Origin of the sequence: Mycolicibacterium frederiksbergense, from assembly GCF_012223425.1 — a bacterium.
Taxonomy (GTDB): Bacteria; Actinomycetota; Actinomycetes; order Mycobacteriales; family Mycobacteriaceae; genus Mycobacterium; species Mycobacterium frederiksbergense.
In genome coordinates, this window is record NZ_CP038799.1 from 1,756,541 (window position 1) to 1,775,477 (window position 18,937).

Below are 18,937 nucleotides of genomic sequence, written 5' to 3' on the forward strand. Positions count from 1 at the left end.
TCGCCACCGGGGCGTCACCGGAAGTTCCATCTTTTGATCTTCTGATAACCAATATTTATCAGTGCTGGGTGAGGGGTGTTTCGTCGCCGTCGTCGAAGCCCCAATTCTGCTGGACATGCCTGATCAGAGCATCCGCTTGGGGGCTGAGGGTGCCGGGATGCCAGGCCAGCGCGACATGGCTGGGCGGGCGGTCGACGATCGGGACGTAGACGATTCCGGGTCGGTCATAGAACCGGGCCACCGACGAGGTGGTGAAGCTGATACCCAGCCCGCGGGCGATGGACGTGGTCTCGGCCTCGTAGGTGGCGGCGACCGCCGCGATGGTCGGCGGCCGGTTACCGCGGGCGTCCATCGCCATCCAGTAGTCCCGCCACGGTCCGGCGGTCAGCGGCGCGCAGACGATCGGGTCGTCGAGCAACTCGCCGATCTCGACCTCATGACGGCCCGCCAGCGGATGATCCCGGGGCAGGCAGGCCACCCAGGATTCGGAATCGAGCACCAGCATGCGGTACTCGGGCAGATCCACCGGTGGGCGGATCAGCGCGACCTCGGTAGTGCCACCGGACAGTCCGGCGGTGGGGTCGGCGAAATCGAACTCGATCGGTTCGACACTGACATCCGGGTAGGCGGCCTCGAAATGGCGGACCACGCGGAACAGCAGATCGGCACCGGTGCCGATGAGATAACCCAGCCGCAGCCTGCCCTGGCGGGTTCCCGACAGGGTGACCAGGTTGGCCACCACCGCATCGATCCCGGAGAGCGCCTGCTGCACCTGCGGCAACCACGCCGCACCGAGATCGGTGAGCGCGACCTCGCGGGTGTTGCGGTTGAGCAGCACCACGCCGAAGGACTGCTCGAGTGCTTTGATCGCGGTGGACAGCGCCGGCTGGGTGATGAACAGCCGCTCGGCCGCGCGACGGTAGTTCAGCTCCTCACCGAGGACGGCGAAGTAGCGCAGCTGCCGCAGCGTCAGGTCACTCACGACAGCGCTAGCCGAACTCCGGGACCGGGTCACCGTTCCGGTACGTCTCGATCGATTCCAGGTGCTCGAACAGCTGGGCGTGGGTGAACGGATGCTGGGTGGTGGTGCCGACCAGCACCACCCGCACGATCGCGCCGTCCTCGGCGGCGTCCAGCCACAGCGAGGTCACCGGCAGACCGTCCTCGACCTCCGCGCCGGACGGTTCGAAGAACCACACCGCGTAGTCGTCATCGGACTGTTCTTCGTCGAAGGTCCAGTCGCGGGCGGTGATTCGTTCATCGAACTCGGCCAGGTCGGCGACGATCCCGTCCGGGATGGCGGCCAGTTGGTCCATGATCACCGCAGGAACCCGAGCGGCCCCCTGCCGCTTCTTACGGCGCGCCTTCTTGGCATCTCCACGCTTGGACACAGCTCAGCTCAGCGCCTGGTCCAGGTCGGCAATCAGGTCCTCGGTGCCCTCCAGGCCGACCGAGACCCGCACCACGCCATCGCCGAGACCGATCGCCGCGCGCCCCTCCGGGCCCATAGCCCGGTGGGTGGTGGTGGCCGGATGGGTGATCAACGATTTGGCGTCACCGAGGTTGTTGGAGATGTCGATGATGTTCAGCTTGTCGAGCACCTGGAAGGCGCGGTCCTTACCGCCATCGAGCTCGAACGTGACCACCGTGCCGCCGCCACGCATCTGCCGCTTGGCCAGGTCGAACTGCGGATGTGATTCCAGGAAGGGGTATTTCACCCAGTTCACCCCGGCCTGCTGCTCCAGGAACTCGGCGACGCGGTGCGCCGAACGGTTCGCGTAGTCCACCCGGACCGCCAGCGTCTCAAGACCTTTGAGCATGGTCCAGGCATTGAAGGCACTGATCGCCGGACCGGTGTGGCGCATCAGCTTCTGCACCGGCCCGTCGATGTACTCCTTGTCGCCCAGGATCGCCCCGCCCAGCACGCGCCCCTGGCCATCGATGTGCTTGGTGCCCGAATAGACCACCACGTCCGCGCCCAACGGCATGCCCTGCTGCAGCAACGGTGTGGCAAACACGTTGTCCAGCACCACCTTTGCGCCGGCCGCATGCGCGAGTTCGGACACCGCGGCGATATCGACCAGCGACTGCATGGGGTTGGACGGGGTCTCGAAGAACACCGCCTGGGTGGGCGTGCTGAGCGCCTCTTCCCACTGGGACAGGTCGTCGCCGTCGACGAAGACGGTCTCGACTCCCCAGCGCGGCAGGATCTCGCTGCACACCACGAAGCACGAACCGAACAGGCTGCGGGCGGCGACCAGCCGGTCGCCGGCGCCCAGCAGCGCGCCCAGTGCGGTGAACACCGCGGCCATACCGGTGGCGGTGGCGAACGCGGCGGGCGCGTCCTCGATGAGACGCAGGCGCTCCTCGAACATCGAGATGGTCGGGTTGCCGTAGCGCGAGTACACGTACCGGTCGATCTCGCCGGTGAACGCCTTCTCCGCGTCACCCGCCGACGAGTAGACGTAGCCCGAGGTCAGGTACATCGCCTCGGAGGTCTCCTCGAAACCGGACCTCAGCAGGCCGCCGCGCACCCCGATGGTCGCCTGGCTGACGCCCTCGGGCAGCGGTGCGGGAATCCGCACCGAGGGCACCTGATGTTCTTCGGAACTGCTCATGACTGCGTCCAGGGCAGGCCGACCGCTTTCCACCCGGTGGTGCCGCGGTGGCCGTTGGCGTCGAGGTTGCCCTCGAAACCGTCGAGCACGTTGTAGGACGGGCCGATGCCCGCCTCGGTGGCGGTGATCGCCGAACCGATGGATCGGTTGCCGGACCTGCACAGGAACACGACTGCGCGCTGGCCGGGGGCGATACCGGCCTTGCCGAGGTCGTCGACGAAGTTGTCATTGTGGGAGCCGTCGGTCCTGGTCCACTCCACGTAGACGACGTCGCCGCGCAGCGAGCTCAGGTCGGGGACGCCCACGAAACGCCATTCGGCCTCGGTACGACAATCGACGAGCACGGCTTCGGGATTGGCGGACAGCAGCTCCCATGCCTGCTCAGGCGTGATGTCTCCGGCGTAGCCCGGACTCTCGGATGTGGACACCCCAATACCGTAACGGCTAGGCCGGTCCAACCGAGCACACCTTCCAGCTGCCGTCCTCGCGCACGAAGGACATGTCCACGGTGGCCTCGGTCTCCTCGTTCTCACCGAAGTGGTACCGGACGGTGGCGGTGGCGGTGTCCCCGTCGACCTTCACATTGCTCGCGCCGTCGACGTAGCGCTCCCCGCGTTGCGCCGCCGAATCCCGTTGCCGGCTGAGCACCTCGTCCTCGGTGCCGTGCTGCGCGGCGCAGGTGCTCGCCAGGAAGGCTGCGTAGTCCTGCCGCTGTAGTGCATCGTTCTGAGCGACCACGGCCCGCCCGATCTGTTCGGGATCCCCGTCACCGTCACTGCGGTTGACCACAAAAATCCCGGTGATCACAACCACGATGATGACCAGGGCCAGCAGGAACGGTGTCGCGGTGGGCCGGTCCTGATCGTCGGGTGCGTCGCTCACGACTGCCAGAGCCTACGCAGCGACACCGCGGTGCGCTGCGCGCGGTCCCTGGCGACGACGACGTCGGGAGCCGTGGCGATGGCGGCGCCCAACCGGTGCCTGCCATCGGTCTCGTCGGTCCGGTCGAACAGCAGCACGTCGCTCTCGGCCACCGCCAGCGCCTCGGCGAGCACCCCGACGATGTCGGACTCGGCCGGCACGGAAGTCTGGCCACCGGCATAGCCGATCTCGGCGGCCCCCGGCGAGATCATGATGGTGTCAACCGTCAGGCCCAGGATCGCCCGGGCGTGCAGGTCGAACTCGGAGAGCCGCTGGGTCCGCACCGTGAGGAAAGCGTTGTCGACCGGCCGCGGCCGGACCGTCGAGAAGTACACCTCGTCGCCGCGCACCAACAGTTCCACCGCGAACACCCCGCGCCCGCCGAGTGAGTTCACGATGCGGGCCGCGATCGACTTGGCGGCATCCAGCGCGGCCGGGCTGAGCCGGTGCGGCTGCCAGGTCGCCAGCGTGCCGTCCTCGGCGACCCGGTGCCCGATCGGCTCGCAGAAGTGCACGGCCGGCCCGGTCGGACCGGTGGTCCGCACCGTCAGCAGGGTGACCTCGTCGTCGACGTCGACCACCGTTTCGGCCATCACCCGGTTGGGGGTGCTGAGGTGACCCACCGCGATGGCCCGGTTCCAGGCCGGCTCGACATCCTCGGGCCGCAGCAGCACCGAGCGGCCCTCGCCCGGGGCGCCGGCGACCGGGGTGACCGCCAGCGGGAACCCGGCGTGCTCGGCGACCGCGGACAATTCCGTGGCCGAGCCGGCGAACCAGAAAGGTGCGGTCGGCAGGCCGAGCTCATCGGCGGCCAGGCGGCGCAGGCCCTCGCGGTCCAGGCTCAGCCGGGTGGCGCGCGGTGTGGGGAAGACCTCGGCGGTCTCTGCGATGGCGATCAGCGCGTCGGTGGCGACCCCACCCGCTTCGACGACGACGTAATCCGGGCGTTCCCGCTCCACCGCCGCGCCCAAGGCCTCGGGATCGTTCATCGGCACCACCGCGCTGCGATCCGCGACCCGGTGCGCGGGTGCGTCGGCGTAGCGGTCGACCGCGACGACGGTCGCGCCGAGACGCTGGAAGGACAGTGTCAGTTCACGACTCACCTCGCCGGACCCGAGCAGCATCACCACCGGTCTTGCGCTCTCTTCAGCATGTCTGGTCATCGCTCACCCAGCCTGCCAGATCCTCAGCCCATCCGGCTGTCGACATAGCACCATCGCCAGGACTCGCCGGGCTCCGCCGAACGCATCACCGCGTGACCGGTCTGCCGGAAGTGTTCGGTCGCGTGCTGATGCGGGCTGGAGTCGCAGCATCCGACGTGTCCGCAGGACAGGCACATCCGCAGATGCGCCCAGGTGCCCGCACCGGCGTGTGCGCATTCCTGGCAGCGTCCCGGGGTCAACGGCTCCGGATCTACGATGCCTACTGCGCTATGAAGGTGCTCGCAGGAAACCGGGGCTGCCGCAGCTGCCGCCGAACGGCGTCGGGAACTCTTGCGCATGTGGAACAAGGATAGGTTGATGCCGTGGCAGCGACACTGCTGGCAGTTCTGGTGGCCGCGGTCCTGCTGGCCGCGGTGAGCCGCCGACTCGATGTCTCGGCGCCGCTGGCACTGGTGGTCGCCGGTCTGGTGGCCAGCGCCATCCCCGGACTCGACGAGGTCGAGCTCGACCCCGAGCTGGTGCTGTTCGTCATCCTGCCGCCGCTGCTGTGGTCGGCGGGGCTGGAGAGCAGCTATCTCAACATGCGTCGCCATGTGCGCTCCATCGGGTCGCTGGCGGTCGGGCTGCCGCTGATCACCACACTGGCCGTCGGGGTGGTGGCCTATCACGTGGTACCGGATTTCACGCTGGCCGCGGCGCTGGTGCTGGGCGCGATCGTGGCGCCACCGGACGCGGTGTCGGCGACGGCGGTGGGCCGCCGGCTCGGCCTGCCGCGGCGCATCATGACGCTGCTCGGCGGGGAGAGCCTGCTCAACGACGCGACGGCGCTGACCGCCTACAAGGTGGCGCTGGCCGCGGCCATCGGGGCATCGGCCGGCTGGGTTTCGGGGCTGGGCACCTTCGTGCTGGCCGCCGCCGGTGGCGTCGTCGTCGGCGTGCTCGCCGGGACGGCCATCACCTTCATCCGGTCCCGGCTCGACGACCCGTTGGTCGAGAGTGCCATCGGCCTGGTGGCACCGTTCGTCATCTATCTGCTGGCCGAGGAGGCGCATGCCTCCGGTGTGCTGGCCGTCGTCGTCGCCGCCCTCATGCTCGGTCAGCGCTCCACGAAAGCCGGATACGCCACCCGACTGCAGGACGACGCGGTGTGGAAGGCCCTGCAACTCATCCTGGAGTCGTTCGCCTTCCTGCTGATCGGACTGCAACTGCCCGGAGTGGTGCGCCAGCTGTCCGGGTTGTCCGCGGCGGCGATCGCGCTCTCCTCGGTGGCGGTGCTGGCCACCGTCATCGTGGTCCGGATCGCCTGGGTGTTCGCGTTCACCTATCTGCGCAACCCACGGCCGGCGGCCGGCGAGGCCTTCGTGGTGGCATGGGCCGGGATGCGCGGGGTGGTGTCGCTGGCCGCCGCCTTCGGTGTGCCGTTGACGACGATGTCCGGTGCGCAGTTCCCGGGCCGGCCGCAGCTGGTGTTCCTGACCTTCGTCGTGGTGGTGGGCACGTTGCTGCTGCACGGGCTGACGCTGCCGTGGGTGATCCGGCGATTCGGCATCCACAGCGACGACGCACAGCGCGATGCGCTGGCCCAGGCCGCGGCGCAGGACAAGGCGGCCCGGGCCGCGGCAGACCGGCTCGACGAACTGCTCGCGCTGCATCGCCCCGACGGGACCGCCATCCAGTCCGCCGCGGTCACCGACGACGCCGCCGCGGTGCTGCGCAAGTGGAACACCGCCCGGCGCAACTCGGCGTGGGAGCGGCTGGGCCGCGGCGAGGACGAGATCGGCGAGAGCCCGGCCTCGGCGTTCCGTCGGCTGCGGCTGGAAATGCTTGCCGCCGAACGCGATACCTTCATCGCCGAACGCGACGCCGGGAACATCGATGATGAGGTGCTGCGCGAGGTACTGCGCGGCCTGGACCTCGAAGAGGCCACCCTCAACCGTCGTTAGACGCCCGGAACTCGCGCATCGCCCCGATCAAGGCGGTGAACACGCGATGCGCGGCATCGAGATCGGCGTCGGGCAGACCGGCCAGCGCCTCGGAGTTGATCCGTTGCAACGGGGTGAAGAAATCGGTGGCCACCGCGAGACCGTGATCGGCGTAGCGCAGGATCACCTTGCGCCGGTCATCGGGGTGCACCTCCCGGCGCAGATGCCCGGACGTGATCATCCGTTCCACCAGATAGGTGATCGCCGCGGCCGAGGTGCCCATCAAGGTGCGCAGGTCACCCGCGGTCAGCGGCGACCCCGAAGATTCGGCGACCATGATGTAGAGCAGGGCGCGAAAATCATTGGCAGCCAGATCATTGCGGCTCGCGAACTCGCGCCCGATCTGGTCCGATTCGGCCGTGAGGGCGCGCACATCGCCGGCGATGAACCCCTCGAGTTCTTCCCGCTCCATCCGTCCAGCATATCGTTCACTTGATTAATCGTTAAGTTTCTGAAATATTTGGCCCATGTCCAGTCGCATCTCCTGGCTCGTGGCGTTACTCGTGATCGTCGCCTCCGGCGCCGGCCTCGGCCTGCTCAGCGGTGGGGACTCCGCCTCACAGTCGCCGGTGGCGGTGCCCGCCGATGCGGAATCGGCCCGCGCCGACGCCCTGCGGGCCGAATTTCCCGGCGGCGACAGCGCTCCCGCCATCATCGTGTTCACCCGGACCGACGGCGGCCCACTACGCCCGACAGACATCGCCGCGGCAGGCCCCGGCGCGCAGGTGTCGCAGGACGGACTCGCCGCAGTGTCGGTCTCCCCGCTGTCGACCGACCTGTCCGGGTTCGCCCTCAATGACGCGGTCTCCGAGTTGCGCACCCAGACCGCCGAACGGCTACCGGAAGGCCTGCAGGCGCAGGTGACCGGCGGCCCGGCCTTCGGTGCCGATATCGCGAATTCCTTTGCCGGAGCGAATATCACCCTGCTCGCGGTGACCGCCGCGGTGGTGGCCCTGCTGCTGATCATCACCTACCGCTCCCCGGTCCTGTGGCTGGTGCCACTGCTGGTGATCGCGTTCGCCGACCGGGTCGGCTCCGTGGTCGGCACCGCGGTGGCCTCCGGCCTGGGCCTGAACCCGGACGGATCGACGGGTGGCATCACCAGCGTGCTGGTGTTCGGCGCTGGCACCAACTATGCGCTGCTACTCACCTCGCGCTATCGCGAGGAATTGGGCCGCTCGGCCGATCACCGCGATGCGCTGCGGGTCGCCACCCGCGCGGCCGGCCCCGCGATTCTCGCCAGCAACGCCACGGTCGTGCTGGCGCTGCTCACCCTTGCATTCGCCACGGCCCCCTCCAACCGCAGCCTCGGTGTACAGGCCGCGGCGGGCCTGGTGGTGGCGGCCATCTTCGTACTCCTGGTGTTACCGCCCTTCCTCGGGCTGTTCGGCAAGAAACTGTTCTGGCCGTTCATCCCACAGGTGGGCGACCAGGCCCTGACCGACAGCGGTCTCTGGCACCGGGTCGCGTCCTGGGTGGCGGGCCGTCCCGGCTGGGTGTCCGCCGGCGCGCTCGGCGTGCTGGTCGCACTGTGCTTCGGGCTGGTGGGCACGCCGGTCGGCCTGTCGCAGACCGAACAGTTCCGGGTGCAGGCCGAATCGGTCAGCGGCTACGACACGCTGGCTCAACACTTTCCGAGCGGACTGACCGATCCCGCGCTGGTGATCGCACCCACCGACGACGCCGCCGCGGTCTCGTCCGCCATCACCGCAGTACCCGGGGTGGTCTCGGCCCGGCAGGCCGGGGAATCGGGCACCGGCCTGAGCCAATGGCAGGTGGTCCTGCAGGCCGAACCGGCGTCGGATGAGGCGTTCGAAACCGTTGATGCGCTGCGTAGTTCGGTGCAGTCCGTCAGCCCCGACGCCCTGGTCGGCGGGTCCGACGCCAAGGCACGGGATTCGGCGTCGGCGGCGCAGCGCGACCGCATGGTGGTCATCCCCGCGATCCTGGCCGTGGTGCTCGCCGTGCTCTTCGTGCTGCTCCGTTCCGCCTTGGCTCCACTGGTCCTGGTGTCGGTGACGGTGCTGAGCGCACTTGCCGCGCTGGGGATCGGCGGCTGGGCCAGTGTGCACCTGTTCGGTTTCCCCGCCTTGGACAACAGCACTCCGCTGTTCGCGTTCCTGTTCCTGGTGGCACTCGGGGTGGACTACACGATCTTCCTGGTGACACGGGCGCGCGAGGAGACACCGGAATTCGGCAACCGGGAGGGCATCGTGCGCGCCGTGTCGGCGACCGGCGCCGTCATCACCAGTGCCGGCATCGTGCTGGCCGCGGTGTTCTGCGTGCTGGGCGTGCTTCCGCTGATCGTGCTGACGCAGATCGGCATCATCGTCGGCCTCGGCATTCTGCTGGACACCTTCCTGGTGCGCACGGTCATCATCCCGGCACTGTTCACCCTCATCGGTCCGCGCATCTGGGCTCCGGGGTTGCACGCCGAACGCTAGCGTGGTGGCCGTGGAGTCACGGACCGTTGCGACGCGGCTGGGACGGCTGCGCGTGCAGACCGCCGGATCTGGTGAGGCCATGCTGTTCTGGCCGAGCCTGCTGATGACCGGCGATATGTGGGCCGGGCAGGCCGCGGCGTTCCGTGACCGTGCGCAGGTGGTGCTGATCGATCCACCCGGACACGGGTCCAGCGAAAAGCTCTCGGGTACATTCACTTTCGACGATTGCGCGCAGACCGTGCTGGACGTCCTGGACGGGCTGGGCATCGAGCGGGCCCATGTCATCGGGAATTCCTGGGGCGGCATGATCGGCGGAACGTTCGCCGCCAGGCACCCGGACCGGATCGGCCGGGCGGTCTTGATGAACTGCACCGCGTCGCCGGCCGGGCGTCGTCAGCGCGTCGAGTACGGGCTGCTGTTGCGGATGGCGAAGCTGCTCGGCGGTATTCGCGGGCCGTTGACGGGACAGGTACTCAAGGCCTTCCTCGGGCCGACGACATGTCGCGACCGGCCCGACGTGGTGGCGTTCGTGCGGGACGCCGCGCGCGCCGTGGACCTGGACTCCAGTGCCTGGGCGGTGACCAGCGTGGTGCCGCGGCGGCCGGATCAACGCGCGCTGCTCGCGGCGGTGCGCACCCCGGTGCTCGTGGTGGCGGGCGCCGAGGACGCGACCTTCCCGGTCGCCGAGACGCTGGAGATGGCCGACGCCATTCCCGGTGCGGCAACCGCGGTGCTCGACGGCGTCGCGCATCTGGCCGCCCTGGAGAATCCGCGCCTCGTCAACGCGCTGATCAAGGACTTTGTGTTCAACGCGTAGCGTGTGTGCATGACAGAAGCAGCAGTTCTGCCGCCGGTCCACATGCGGCGCAACGGCTTCGACCCGGTGCCCGAACTCGGAGCGATCCGCGACGGAACCGGCGTGCAATCGGTCGTCAGCGCCCTCGGCAACACCGTGTACCTGGTGACCCGGCACGACGACGTCAAAGCCGTTCTCGCCGATCACGAGCATTTCTCCAATGCGCGGCCACCGGGCTTCACCCTGCCCGGGGCGCCGGAAATGTCCACGGAGGAACTGGCCAGGACGCGCGCGGGGAATCTGCTCGGCCAGGATCCACCCGAGCATCAGCGGTTGCGCAGGCTGCTCACCCCCGAGTTCACCATCCGCCGGATGAAGCGTCTGGAGCCCCGGATCACCGAGATCGTCGACGAGCACCTCGACGCCATGGCGGCCGGAGGCGCTCCCGCCGATCTGGTGGCCGAATTCGCCTTGCCTGTACCGTCATTGGTGATCTGCGAGCTGCTCGGTGTGCCCTACGGCGACCGGGATGACTTCCAACACCGCTCGGCCCGCCAGCTCGATCTGTCGCTGCCGATCGCGGAGCGCATGCAGCTGCAACAGCAGAGCCGCAGCTACATGCACAGCCTGGTGCAGCGAGCCCGGAAGGCGCCCGGTGAGGACATCCTCGGCATGCTCGTGCGTGAGCACGGCGATTCGCTGAGCGATGACGAGCTGGTCGGCATCGCCGGGCTGCTGCTGCTCGCCGGGCACGAGACCACGTCGAACATGCTGGGGCTGGGCACTCTTGCGCTTTTGCGCAGGCCCGACCAGCTGGCTCTGGTGCGCGATGATCCGGATGCCATCGGGCCCGCGATGGAGGAGCTGTTGCGTTGGATGTCGGTGGTGCACCATGCCATTCCACGGTTCGCCACCGCCGATGTGGAGGTGGCCGGCGTGGCCATTCCCTCGGGTTCACTGGTCTTCGCGTCGTTGCCCGCGGGCAATCGCGACCCCGCGTTCATCGACCGGCCCGACGAGTTGGATGTGCGCCGGGGTGCGCCGGGGCACCTCGCATTCGGCCACGGAGTGCACCACTGCCTGGGTGCGCCGCTGGCCCGGATGGAGATGCGCATCGCCTTCCCCGCTCTGTTCAAGCGCTTCCCCAGCCTGGCGCTGGCCGAACCGTTCGAAGATATCGAGTTCCGGGACTTCCACTTCATCTACGGACTACGGTCACTCCCAGTGAGGTGGTGACGATGAAAGTTGAAGCTGACCAGGACTCCTGTATCACTGCCGGCAACTGCGTGATGGTGGCCGATGCGGTGTTCGATCAGGACGACGACGGCGTGGTGGTGGTACTCACCGACGAGGTGCCTGCCGGCGAAGAGGAACATGCCCGCGAGGCCGTCAAGCTGTGCCCCGCGTCGGCGTTGAAGCTGCTGGATTAATTGCCCAAGCTCAGCGAGTAGTGACCGGGCCTGCCAACGCACCGATCAGAAGCACCTTCGCCGACGTGACCGCGGGTGAAACCTACTCGAATGACTTATCCACAGCCTGAAAAATGCTGCTGCCAATGTCCGACTCGGCCGGTAAAATAGCACATATGTTCGAAGTCTTGGATCGTGGCGCACTCGCCGGGCTGAGCGATGAGGCGCTCATCTCCGCGGTCACCACCATGACCCGGACCGAGGCGAGGGCCGCCGCGCAGCGTTTGGCCCTGATCGGCGAGGTGATCGCCCGCCAATGCGATGACGAGGACGACACCAGCGCTCATCAGGTGATCGATGGGTGGGCGTGGGCGCAGGCCGCGGTGTCTGCGGCCTGCAACCTGAACTCGCATGCGGCGTCCAAGCAGATGCGCATCGCCCAAGCCCTGCGCGACCGGCTCCCGCGGACCGCGGCCCTGTTCGCCGAGGGGCTCATCTCGGCGAGGGTGATCGATGCGATCACCTGGCGCACCCACCTCGTCGTCGACGAGGACGCGCTGGGGTTGATCGACACCGCCATCTCCGGGGAAGCCAGCCAGTACGGGGCGCATTCGGAGAAGCAACTGATCGGCGCGGTGGATCTGTGGGTGGAGAAATTCGACCCCGACGCCGTGGTGCGCTCTAAGCGGGCGGCCAAGGACCTGTACGTCGAGTTCGATGACAAGGATGACCCGAACGGGGTGGCCTCGTTCTGGGGGCGGCTGCGCATCACCGACAAAAAGATCCTCGAACAACGCCTCAACAACCTGGCCGACACCGTCTGCGCCAATGATCCCCGCAAGCGCGGGGAACTGCGCGCCGCCGCGCTGGCGGCATTGGGTGTGGTCGGGCCCGCCCTGGAGCGCCTGACCTGCGAATGCGGGGACGCCGGCTGTGCGGGCAGCGGGAAAGACCCACGCGCGGGCGCACTCACCATCTACGCGCTCACCGACCAAGTACCCACCGCCAGTGAAGACCGCCCCCGCCAAACCAGGCCGGGTGCTGCGGGCACCCCAGACTCCGAGCCAACCGCGACCGAGGCCGCGCCAGAGGAAAAGGAGCAGGCCGCCGAGCGCGAACCACAGACTCCGGCCGCGGAATCCGAACCCGCTGCACCCGAGCACCAGCCGCAGACACCGGCCGCGGAGTTTGAGCCCGTTGGGCCGTCCGAACCCGCCGAACCTGCGGCCCGCAATGAATCCATCGCGCCGGCTGCCCGCACCGAATCGGCTGCCACCACCGAGCCTGCCGCGCCCGCGACCTGCAACCCCAGCCCCGCCGTCACGCTCGACGGCGCCATCATCCCCGCCGCCATGCTCGCCGAACTCATCGCCGCCGGCGCCACCATCAAACCGCTATCGGAGATCGCCGACCTGCCCGCCGAACCCCGATACCGGCCCTCGACAGCCTTGACCGCGTTCGTCCGGATGCGCGCCATGACCTGCAGCTTCCCCGGCTGCAACCGCGCCGCACACCGCTGCGACTTGGATCATCTGACCCCGTGGCCGGCCGGAGCGACGCATCCGGGCAACCTCGGGCCGCTATGCCGTCTGCACCACTTGATCAAGACCTTCGGCGGCTGGACCCCCACCGCCCAACCCGACGGCACCACCCACTGGAGCGCACCCACCGGGCACCGCTATCAGAAAGCCCCCGGCGCGGCAATCCTGTTCCCGCACTGGAACATCCAGACACCCATCCCACGAAAACGGGCCATCACCCTCATCAACGACACCGACCGCGACACCAAGATGCCGGTCCGACAACGCACCCGCGCACAAGACCGCGCCCAACGCATCACCACCGAACGCACACACAACCAACTCCAACGCGCCCTCGAACGCGCCGAAAGTGACAGCGACCCACCCTTTTAGCGCTCTTTAGCGGCTGATCTCCCCTGGGCCGTCGTGGTGCAGGTCGATCACTCCGGCCCGCGTCAGGAGAAGCATGCTGACCACCAGAACCCACAGCGGGAAGGCCAGCACCACCCACATGCTTACCCCACCGGAGATCAGAAGGCTCACCGCCACAAGGTAAGTCACGATGACCAGCCAGCGCGGCATCAAGCCGGTTCGAAGCCAGATGGTGGCCAGCGAGATCATGAACACCGCCCCCATCCGCAGTGCATAGGTGGTGGTGAGACTCTCGAGCATGCCCTGACCGAAAACCGCGAGTTCATCGCGGACGGTCACATCCGGCAAGCCGACCCTGGTGGCGACCAGCCCCGCACCGACGGCCGACGACACGAACATCATTGCCAGGAACAACAATCCGCTGCCGATGAACACAGTGGAGAAGAACTTGTCCTCATAGCTGCCGAAACCGTCACGGATGACGCCGATGAACCAGAGGAACGTGATGCCTGCGAACGGCATCAGCACCGAAGCCAACTTCAGCTGGCCGCTCGCCCCGGCGATCCACTGCGATCCGTGCTCGGCACCCTCGGGCAGGGCAGTCCGGATCAACGCGAGCGCGGTCCCGAACAGCAACGCGAACAGTACACCGGCCACCGCCGCCGCCCGCGGCGTGCTGAGCTTGCGAAGGTGCCGGTCCGACGGGTGTGTGGTCACGCCGTCATGGTGACACGACTACGGCTGGCCGGGGAGCAATCTGATCATGAGGCCATTGCTCTCGGCGAGCACATTGCCCTCGGCGTCCAGCAATTCGGCGTTGACAAACGCCTTGCGGCCCTCGGCTTCCCGCAGCCAGCCACGCACCGTCAGCGGGGTGTCGATCGGCGTCACCCGGCGGTAGTCGACATGCAGGAACGCGGTCCGACTGATCGGCCGGCCCGTCGCATGGATGACCATGCCGAACACCGAATCGAACAGCAGCGGCAGCACACCGCCGTGCACGGCCTGGTTACCACCCACGTGAAAGCGGCTGAACTGCACCGTCAACTCCACGCCGTCGGCCTCGAACGTGGAGACGCGCCACGGCGGCATCAACAGACTGCCCGCACCGGGCAACGAAGGCACCCGGTTGGCCGGCCCGACGCCCTCGGCGGCCTGATGCGGTTCGAGCAGCGCCACCAGTTCCTCGGCGCGGTCCGCAGCAGCGGCCCAGGTGTCGCCGTCCGGGTTCACCGACACCGCCAGATCCTGCGCTCGGCGCATGGCGGTCAGGAACCGCTCGAAACCCGGTCCCGGGTCGGCGGCCTCGAACAGCGGAAACCCGCCGTGCCGGTCGTATTGCGGGTCGACGCGCCGCGGGTCCAGGCCGAAATCGGTCACGCCAGGATGTCCCGGCGCACGATGGTCTGCTCCCGTCCCGGGCCCACGCCGATGCACGAAACGTGAGCTCCGGCAAGCTCTTCGAGCCGCAGCACATAGTCGCGCGCCTTGGCGGGCAGATCATCGAACTCGCGCGCCCCGGAGATGTCCTCCCACCAGCCGGGCAGCTCCTCGTAGATGGGCTCGGCGCGGGCGATATCGGCCTGGGTCATCGGCATCTCGTCGGTGCGCTTGCCGTTCACGGTGTAACCCACGCACACCGGGACCGTTTCCAGGCTGGAGAGCACGTCGAGCTTGGTCAGGAAGTAGTCGGTGATGCCGTTGACGCGGGTGGCGTAGCGGGCGATGACGGCGTCGAACCAGCCGCAGCGCCGCGGCCGGCCGGTGGTGACACCGACCTCGCCACCGGTTTTGGCCAGGTACGCACCGTGCTCGTCGAACAGCTCCGTCGGGAACGGGCCCGAGCCCACCCGGGTGGTGTAGGCCTTCAGGATGCCCAGCACCGTGGTGATGCGGGTCGGCCCAATGCCCGACCCCACGGCCGCGCCGCCCGCGGTCGGATTGGACGAGGTCACGAACGGATAGGTGCCGTGGTCCACGTCGAGCAGGGTGCCCTGCGAGCCCTCCAGCAGCACCGTCTCGCCGTTCTCCAGCGCCTGGTTGAGCAGCAGGCGGGCATCGGCGATCCGGTGCTTGAACCCATCGGCCTGCTCCAGCAGCGTGGTCACCACTTCGTCGGCGTCGAGCGCCTTGCGGTTGTAGATCTTGACCAGGATCTGGTTCTTGAGCTCCAGTGCCGCCTCGATCTTCTGGGCGAGCAGGCTGGGATCGAGAACGTCGGCGGCCCGGATGCCGAGGCGCGCGACCTTGTCCTGGTAACAGGGTCCGATGCCGCGACCGGTGGTGCCGATCTTCTTGCTGCCCATGTAGCGCTCGGTCACCTTGTCGATGGCGACGTGATACGGCATGAGCAGGTGTGCATCGGCGGAGATCAGCAGCCCCGACGTGTCCACGCCCCGGTCCTCGAGCCCGGAGAGCTCGGTGAGCAACACGCCTGGGTCGACCACGACACCGTTGCCGATGACGTTGGTGACACCCGGGGTGAGGATGCCCGAGGGGATGAGGTGCAGCGCGAAGTTCTCCCCGGTCGGCAACACCACGGTATGACCCGCGTTGTTACCGCCCTGGTAGCGAACTACCCATTGCACACGCCCACCGAGTAGATCGGTGGCTTTACCTTTGCCCTCGTCGCCCCACTGGGCGCCGATGAGCACGATTGCCGGCATGGCATTTCTCCCGCTTAAAGTGATGCAGCCGGTGACCCACCCTATCCGAGCGGAGCCATAGGAGAGGCCTTGACCACCACAAACGGCCGGCCAGATTGCGCAGTGTTGCTGTTCGGCGGGCGCCGACCACCCCGTGCATTAGGCCATTTACCTGCGGTAACGGTGCAGGAAGCCGATCAGATCAAGGCCGCTGTGACCGCCCGCCGCGTCGTCGTGATCGGCGCCGACTCCGACCTCGCGGCGGTGCTCACCACCCTGTTGAAGGCCGAAAATCTGGGTGTCGAGGTCGCCTACGTACCCCGTTGGCGCACCGCCGCCACCCGTGCCCACGGGCTGCCGACGGGTCGGCGCGCGGTCCGCGCGGCCCTCGCCCACGCCGCCACCCGGGTGCCGCTGATTCGCGACGACTCCGGGCGCGCGCTCGTCGGTGCCGGGCTCTGGGTCGGTGAGACCGGGCTCGAGAAGGGCGCGCCACCGGCCAAGCTGCACGGCGAGGCGGTCGTCGATGACACCGTGCTGTTCGACGGCGAGGCCACCGCCGTGCGGATCGAGCCGATCGGGACGATGCCCGGGCTGCGCGCGGCGGTGTTGTCCCCGCGCATGCGGCCCAGGCGTTGGGTGACCGGGCGCGCCGCGCAGCTCGGGGCCACCGGAGCGCTCGTGGTCCGCGACGGCGACCTGAGTACCCGCACGGTGCGGCGGTCGACGTTCTACCGGCACACCGAGGGCTGGCTGGCCGTCCGGTGACGAGCGCGCAGCGAGGAGGCCGGCGCATTCAGCACCGTCCGGTGACGAGCGCAGCGAGGAGGCCGGCGCATCCAGCACCGTCCGGTGACGAGCCGGTAGCGTCGACACGTGAACATCCGTCCGCTGCACCAGTCGGTTCGACCCAGCCCGATTTTCCTCGGGATCGTCGCGCTCACACTCGCCGGCGGCGGGCTGGCCTGGTTCTGTGGGGACGCCATCGAACCGCTCTCCTATGCCGCGGTGTTCGTCCTGGTGGTCGCGGGCTGGCTGGTGTCGCTGTGCCTGCACGAGTTCGGGCACGCCTACACCGCGTGGAAGTTCGGTGACCACGACATCGCGGTGCGCGGCTATCTGACGCTGAACCCGCTGAAGTACTCCAACCCGATGCTCTCGCTCGGGTTGCCGCTGCTGTTCATCGCCCTCGGCGGTATCGGACTGCCCGGCGGTGCGGTTTATGTGCGCACGGGCTGGATGACGGCACGGCAGCGCACCCAGGTCAGTTTGGCCGGCCCGCTGGCCAACGTGGTGCTGGCGGTCCTGCTGTTGACGGCCGTGAGCCTGTTCTACGACCCGGACCACCTGGTGTTCTGGGGTGGGATGGCCTTCCTGGGCTTCCTTCAGGTGACCGCGGTGCTGCTGAACCTGCTCCCGATCCCCGGCCTGGACGGGTACGGCGCGTTGGAACCGCATCTCAAACCGGACACCCAGCGCGCGCTGGAACCCGCCAAGGGCTGGGGGTTCCTGATCCTGCTCGTCGTGCTGCTGGTGCCCCAGCTCAACCAGGTCTTCTTCGCGGTGGTGTTCTGGTTCGTCGACCTGTCCGGTATCAACGGATCGCTGGTGTCGATCGGCGGCGGACTGACCCGGTTCTGGTCGGCCTGGCTCTGAGTCTTGCAACATATGCGACTTTGCGCATATATTCGGCTGCATGGGAGCTGGACACGACCACAGCCACGGCGGCGGTGACACGCGCGTCGGCCGGATGATCATCGGCGCGGCGATTCTCGCCGCGTTCTTCGTGCTGGAACTGGTCACCGCGCTGAAGATCAACTCGATCGCGCTGCTCGCCGACGCCGGGCACATGCTGACCGACCTGGTCGCGATGTTCATGGGCCTGACCGCCGTGCTGCTGGCCCGCCGCGGATCCACCTCCGCCGCCCGCACCTACGGCTGGCACCGCGCCGAGGTGTTCACCGCCGTGGCCAACGCGGCGCTGCTGCTCGGCGTCGCCGGGTTCATCCTCTACGAGGCATTCGAGCGGCTCGGGGATGCACCCGACGTGCCCGGTGTGCCGCTGATCGTCGTCGCCCTGGCCGGGCTGGCCGCCAACGCCGTCGTGGTGCTGCTGCTGCGCGCGGACTCCGAGCGCAGCCTGGCCGTCAAGGGCGCCTACATGGAGGTCGTCGCGGACACCCTCGGTAGCGTCGGCGTGCTGATCGCCGGCATCGTCACCGTCACCACCGGCTGGCCGTACGCCGATGTCGTCGTTGCGGTCCTGGTCGCCCTGTGGGTGCTGCCGCGCGCCTTCGCCCTCGCCAAGGCCGCCCTGCGGATCCTCAGCGAGTCGTCACCCGCCCACATCGATGTCGACGAGTTGCGCACCGCGTTGCGCGACGTCCCCGGCGTCACCGAGGTGCACGACCTGCACGTGTGGACGCTGGTACCCGGCCGCGACATGGCCACCGCGCATCTGACCAGCACCGACGACGCCGCCCGAGTCCTGGTGGACGCCCAGGCGGTGCTGGCCGCACGCGGTCTGGAACACGCCACGGTGCAGGTCGAGCCGCCCGGCGGCGTCGGCGATTGCGGCGCGAAAAACTGCTAGTTCACCCCGAGCGCGGCGCGCGCGGACGGGTCGCAGTCGTCGAGCAGATCCAGGCAACGGGCGTATTCGGGTGTCTCACCGATCTCCTGAGCGGCCCGGGCCAGCGCCGCCACGCAACGCAGGAAACCCCGGTTCGGCTCGTGCGCGTAGGGCACCGGACCGAAGCCCTTCCAGCCGTTGCGACGCAGCTGGTCGAGTCCGCGGTGATACCCGGTGCGGGCATATGCGTAGGCGGCCACCGGATGATCCTCGGCCAGCGCCTGCTCGGCGAGCGTCGCCCAGGCCACCGAGGCACTCGGGTGCGCCGCGGCGACGATGGCGGCCTTCTCGCCGGCCTGCAGTTCGCCTTCGGCCTCCGTATCGCCCGGCAGCAGCACCGGATCCGGCCCCAGCAGGTCACCCATTCGTGTCATAGGCCTATTGTGCCGTGCGGGCGTACGCCGGCTGTGATTAGGCTTGCGCTGAAGCATCACG

General features: G+C 68.4%; 21 protein-coding genes. 9 read left to right on the forward strand and 12 right to left on the reverse strand.

Annotated features, from left to right (window positions below; genetic code table 11):
- Window positions 1-58: 58 nt before the first annotated feature.
- The 7 genes from EXE63_RS11455 to EXE63_RS11485 are packed head-to-tail and all read right to left on the reverse strand — an operon-like array spanning window position 59 to window position 5,040.
- Window positions 59-982 carry a LysR family transcriptional regulator gene (locus EXE63_RS11455; protein WP_234904449.1) on the reverse strand — a complete coding sequence of 308 codons (924 nt, stop codon included), beginning with the start codon at window positions 980-982 and terminating at the stop codon, window positions 59-61.
- Between the two features lie 7 nt (window positions 983-989).
- Complete coding sequence (locus EXE63_RS11460) at window positions 990-1,391, reverse strand: hypothetical protein (protein WP_168142061.1); 402 nt, start codon at window positions 1,389-1,391, stop codon at window positions 990-992.
- Between the two features lie 3 nt (window positions 1,392-1,394).
- Complete coding sequence (locus EXE63_RS11465; RefSeq protein WP_168142062.1) at window positions 1,395-2,618, reverse strand: O-succinylhomoserine sulfhydrylase; 1,224 nt, start codon at window positions 2,616-2,618, stop codon at window positions 1,395-1,397.
- Complete coding sequence (locus tag EXE63_RS11470; protein ID WP_168142063.1) at window positions 2,615-3,046, reverse strand: rhodanese-like domain-containing protein; 432 nt, start codon at window positions 3,044-3,046, stop codon at window positions 2,615-2,617. The genes EXE63_RS11465 and EXE63_RS11470 overlap by 4 nt, the downstream gene beginning before the upstream one ends.
- A 16-nt stretch (window positions 3,047-3,062) precedes the next feature.
- Complete coding sequence (locus EXE63_RS11475) at window positions 3,063-3,500, reverse strand: Rv0361 family membrane protein (RefSeq protein WP_210000463.1); 438 nt, start codon at window positions 3,498-3,500, stop codon at window positions 3,063-3,065.
- Window positions 3,497-4,702: a formate-dependent phosphoribosylglycinamide formyltransferase gene (purT, locus tag EXE63_RS11480; protein WP_168142064.1), complete on the reverse strand. Its 1,206-nt coding sequence runs from the start codon at window positions 4,700-4,702 to the stop codon at window positions 3,497-3,499. The genes EXE63_RS11475 and purT overlap by 4 nt, the downstream gene beginning before the upstream one ends.
- Window positions 4,703-4,725: 23 nt before the next feature.
- Window positions 4,726-5,040, reverse strand: coding sequence for a UBP-type zinc finger domain-containing protein (locus EXE63_RS11485; RefSeq protein ID WP_168142065.1), 315 nt, complete (start codon window positions 5,038-5,040; stop codon window positions 4,726-4,728).
- Window positions 5,041-5,064: 24 nt separating this feature from the next.
- On the opposite strand from EXE63_RS11485, the gene EXE63_RS11490 reads away from it, so the two are divergent.
- Entirely contained in the window at window positions 5,065-6,645 is a 1,581-nt protein-coding gene (locus tag EXE63_RS11490) for a Na+/H+ antiporter (RefSeq protein ID WP_168142066.1), read from the forward strand.
- On the opposite strand, the gene EXE63_RS11495 is transcribed toward EXE63_RS11490, so the two are convergent.
- Window positions 6,632-7,096 carry a MarR family winged helix-turn-helix transcriptional regulator gene (locus EXE63_RS11495; protein WP_168142067.1) on the reverse strand — a complete coding sequence of 155 codons (465 nt, stop codon included), beginning with the start codon at window positions 7,094-7,096 and terminating at the stop codon, window positions 6,632-6,634. The genes EXE63_RS11490 and EXE63_RS11495 overlap by 14 nt on opposite strands.
- Before the next feature lie 55 nt (window positions 7,097-7,151).
- On the opposite strand from EXE63_RS11495, the gene EXE63_RS11500 reads away from it, so the two are divergent.
- From EXE63_RS11500 to EXE63_RS11520, 5 genes are all read left to right on the forward strand, one after another.
- Window positions 7,152-9,128, forward strand: a complete 1,977-nt coding sequence (locus EXE63_RS11500) for an MMPL family transporter (RefSeq protein WP_168142068.1) — start codon at window positions 7,152-7,154, stop codon at window positions 9,126-9,128.
- A gap of 10 nt (window positions 9,129-9,138) precedes the next feature.
- Window positions 9,139-9,945 (forward strand): alpha/beta fold hydrolase, encoded by an 807-nt coding sequence (locus EXE63_RS11505; protein WP_234904450.1) that lies wholly within the window; start codon window positions 9,139-9,141, stop codon window positions 9,943-9,945.
- Window positions 9,946-9,954: 9 nt separating this feature from the next.
- Complete coding sequence (locus EXE63_RS11510) at window positions 9,955-11,160, forward strand: cytochrome P450 (protein ID WP_168142069.1); 1,206 nt, start codon at window positions 9,955-9,957, stop codon at window positions 11,158-11,160.
- Between the two features lie 2 nt (window positions 11,161-11,162).
- Window positions 11,163-11,354 carry a ferredoxin gene (locus EXE63_RS11515; RefSeq protein WP_168142070.1) on the forward strand — a complete coding sequence of 64 codons (192 nt, stop codon included), beginning with the start codon at window positions 11,163-11,165 and terminating at the stop codon, window positions 11,352-11,354.
- 155 nt (window positions 11,355-11,509) lie between these two features.
- Complete coding sequence (locus tag EXE63_RS11520; protein WP_168142071.1) at window positions 11,510-13,246, forward strand: HNH endonuclease signature motif containing protein; 1,737 nt, start codon at window positions 11,510-11,512, stop codon at window positions 13,244-13,246.
- Window positions 13,247-13,252: 6 nt separating this feature from the next.
- On the opposite strand, the gene EXE63_RS11525 is transcribed toward EXE63_RS11520, so the two are convergent.
- The 3 genes from EXE63_RS11525 to EXE63_RS11535 are packed head-to-tail and all read right to left on the reverse strand — an operon-like array spanning window position 13,253 to window position 15,891.
- Complete coding sequence (locus EXE63_RS11525) at window positions 13,253-13,942, reverse strand: hypothetical protein (protein WP_168142072.1); 690 nt, start codon at window positions 13,940-13,942, stop codon at window positions 13,253-13,255.
- Window positions 13,943-13,960: 18 nt separating this feature from the next.
- Window positions 13,961-14,605: a PaaI family thioesterase gene (locus tag EXE63_RS11530; protein ID WP_168142073.1), complete on the reverse strand. Its 645-nt coding sequence runs from the start codon at window positions 14,603-14,605 to the stop codon at window positions 13,961-13,963.
- On the reverse strand, window positions 14,602-15,891 hold the full coding sequence (locus EXE63_RS11535) for an adenylosuccinate synthase (RefSeq protein ID WP_105364291.1): 1,290 nt from the start codon (window positions 15,889-15,891) through the stop codon (window positions 14,602-14,604). Before EXE63_RS11535 ends, EXE63_RS11530 begins: the two co-directional genes overlap by 4 nt.
- Window positions 15,892-15,960: 69 nt before the next feature.
- Between EXE63_RS11535 and EXE63_RS11540 the strand changes: the two genes are divergently transcribed.
- The 3 genes from EXE63_RS11540 to EXE63_RS11550 all read left to right on the forward strand — a co-directional run bounded on the left by EXE63_RS11540 (window position 15,961) and on the right by EXE63_RS11550 (window position 18,463).
- Window positions 15,961-16,638 carry a peptidase M50 gene (locus EXE63_RS11540; protein WP_276006403.1) on the forward strand — a complete coding sequence of 226 codons (678 nt, stop codon included), beginning with the start codon at window positions 15,961-15,963 and terminating at the stop codon, window positions 16,636-16,638.
- Between the two features lie 108 nt (window positions 16,639-16,746).
- A complete protein-coding gene (locus EXE63_RS11545) occupies window positions 16,747-17,526 on the forward strand; it encodes a site-2 protease family protein (RefSeq protein ID WP_168142074.1) in 780 nt (259 codons plus the stop codon).
- A 40-nt stretch (window positions 17,527-17,566) separates the two neighbouring features.
- Window positions 17,567-18,463, forward strand: coding sequence for a cation diffusion facilitator family transporter (locus EXE63_RS11550; protein ID WP_168142075.1), 897 nt, complete (start codon window positions 17,567-17,569; stop codon window positions 18,461-18,463).
- On the opposite strand, the gene EXE63_RS11555 is transcribed toward EXE63_RS11550, so the two are convergent.
- Window positions 18,460-18,876, reverse strand: a complete 417-nt coding sequence (locus EXE63_RS11555; protein WP_168142076.1) for a DUF3151 domain-containing protein — start codon at window positions 18,874-18,876, stop codon at window positions 18,460-18,462. The two genes, EXE63_RS11550 and EXE63_RS11555, sit on opposite strands and share 4 nt — an antisense overlap.
- Between the last annotated feature and the right edge of the window lie 61 nt (window positions 18,877-18,937).

Bases quoted from the DNA above. Each gene is read 5' to 3' on its own strand.
- EXE63_RS11465 (WP_168142062.1), bottom strand. From the start codon at position 2,618: ATGAGCAGTTCCGAAGAACATCAGGTGCCCTCGGTGCGGATTCCCGCA.
- purT (WP_168142064.1), bottom strand. From the start codon at position 4,702: ATGACCAGACATGCTGAAGAGAGCGCAAGACCGGTGGTGATGCTGCTC.
- EXE63_RS11485 (WP_168142065.1), bottom strand. From the start codon at position 5,040: ATGCGCAAGAGTTCCCGACGCCGTTCGGCGGCAGCTGCGGCAGCCCCG.
- EXE63_RS11495 (WP_168142067.1), bottom strand. From the start codon at position 7,096: ATGGAGCGGGAAGAACTCGAGGGGTTCATCGCCGGCGATGTGCGCGCC.
- EXE63_RS11500 (WP_168142068.1), top strand. From the start codon at position 7,152: ATGTCCAGTCGCATCTCCTGGCTCGTGGCGTTACTCGTGATCGTCGCC.
- EXE63_RS11510 (WP_168142069.1), top strand. From the start codon at position 9,955: ATGACAGAAGCAGCAGTTCTGCCGCCGGTCCACATGCGGCGCAACGGC.
- EXE63_RS11515 (WP_168142070.1), top strand. From the start codon at position 11,163: ATGAAAGTTGAAGCTGACCAGGACTCCTGTATCACTGCCGGCAACTGC.
- EXE63_RS11520 (WP_168142071.1), top strand. From the start codon at position 11,510: ATGTTCGAAGTCTTGGATCGTGGCGCACTCGCCGGGCTGAGCGATGAG.
- EXE63_RS11535 (WP_105364291.1), bottom strand. From the start codon at position 15,891: ATGCCGGCAATCGTGCTCATCGGCGCCCAGTGGGGCGACGAGGGCAAA.
- EXE63_RS11550 (WP_168142075.1), top strand. From the start codon at position 17,567: ATGGGAGCTGGACACGACCACAGCCACGGCGGCGGTGACACGCGCGTC.
- EXE63_RS11555 (WP_168142076.1), bottom strand. From the start codon at position 18,876: ATGACACGAATGGGTGACCTGCTGGGGCCGGATCCGGTGCTGCTGCCG.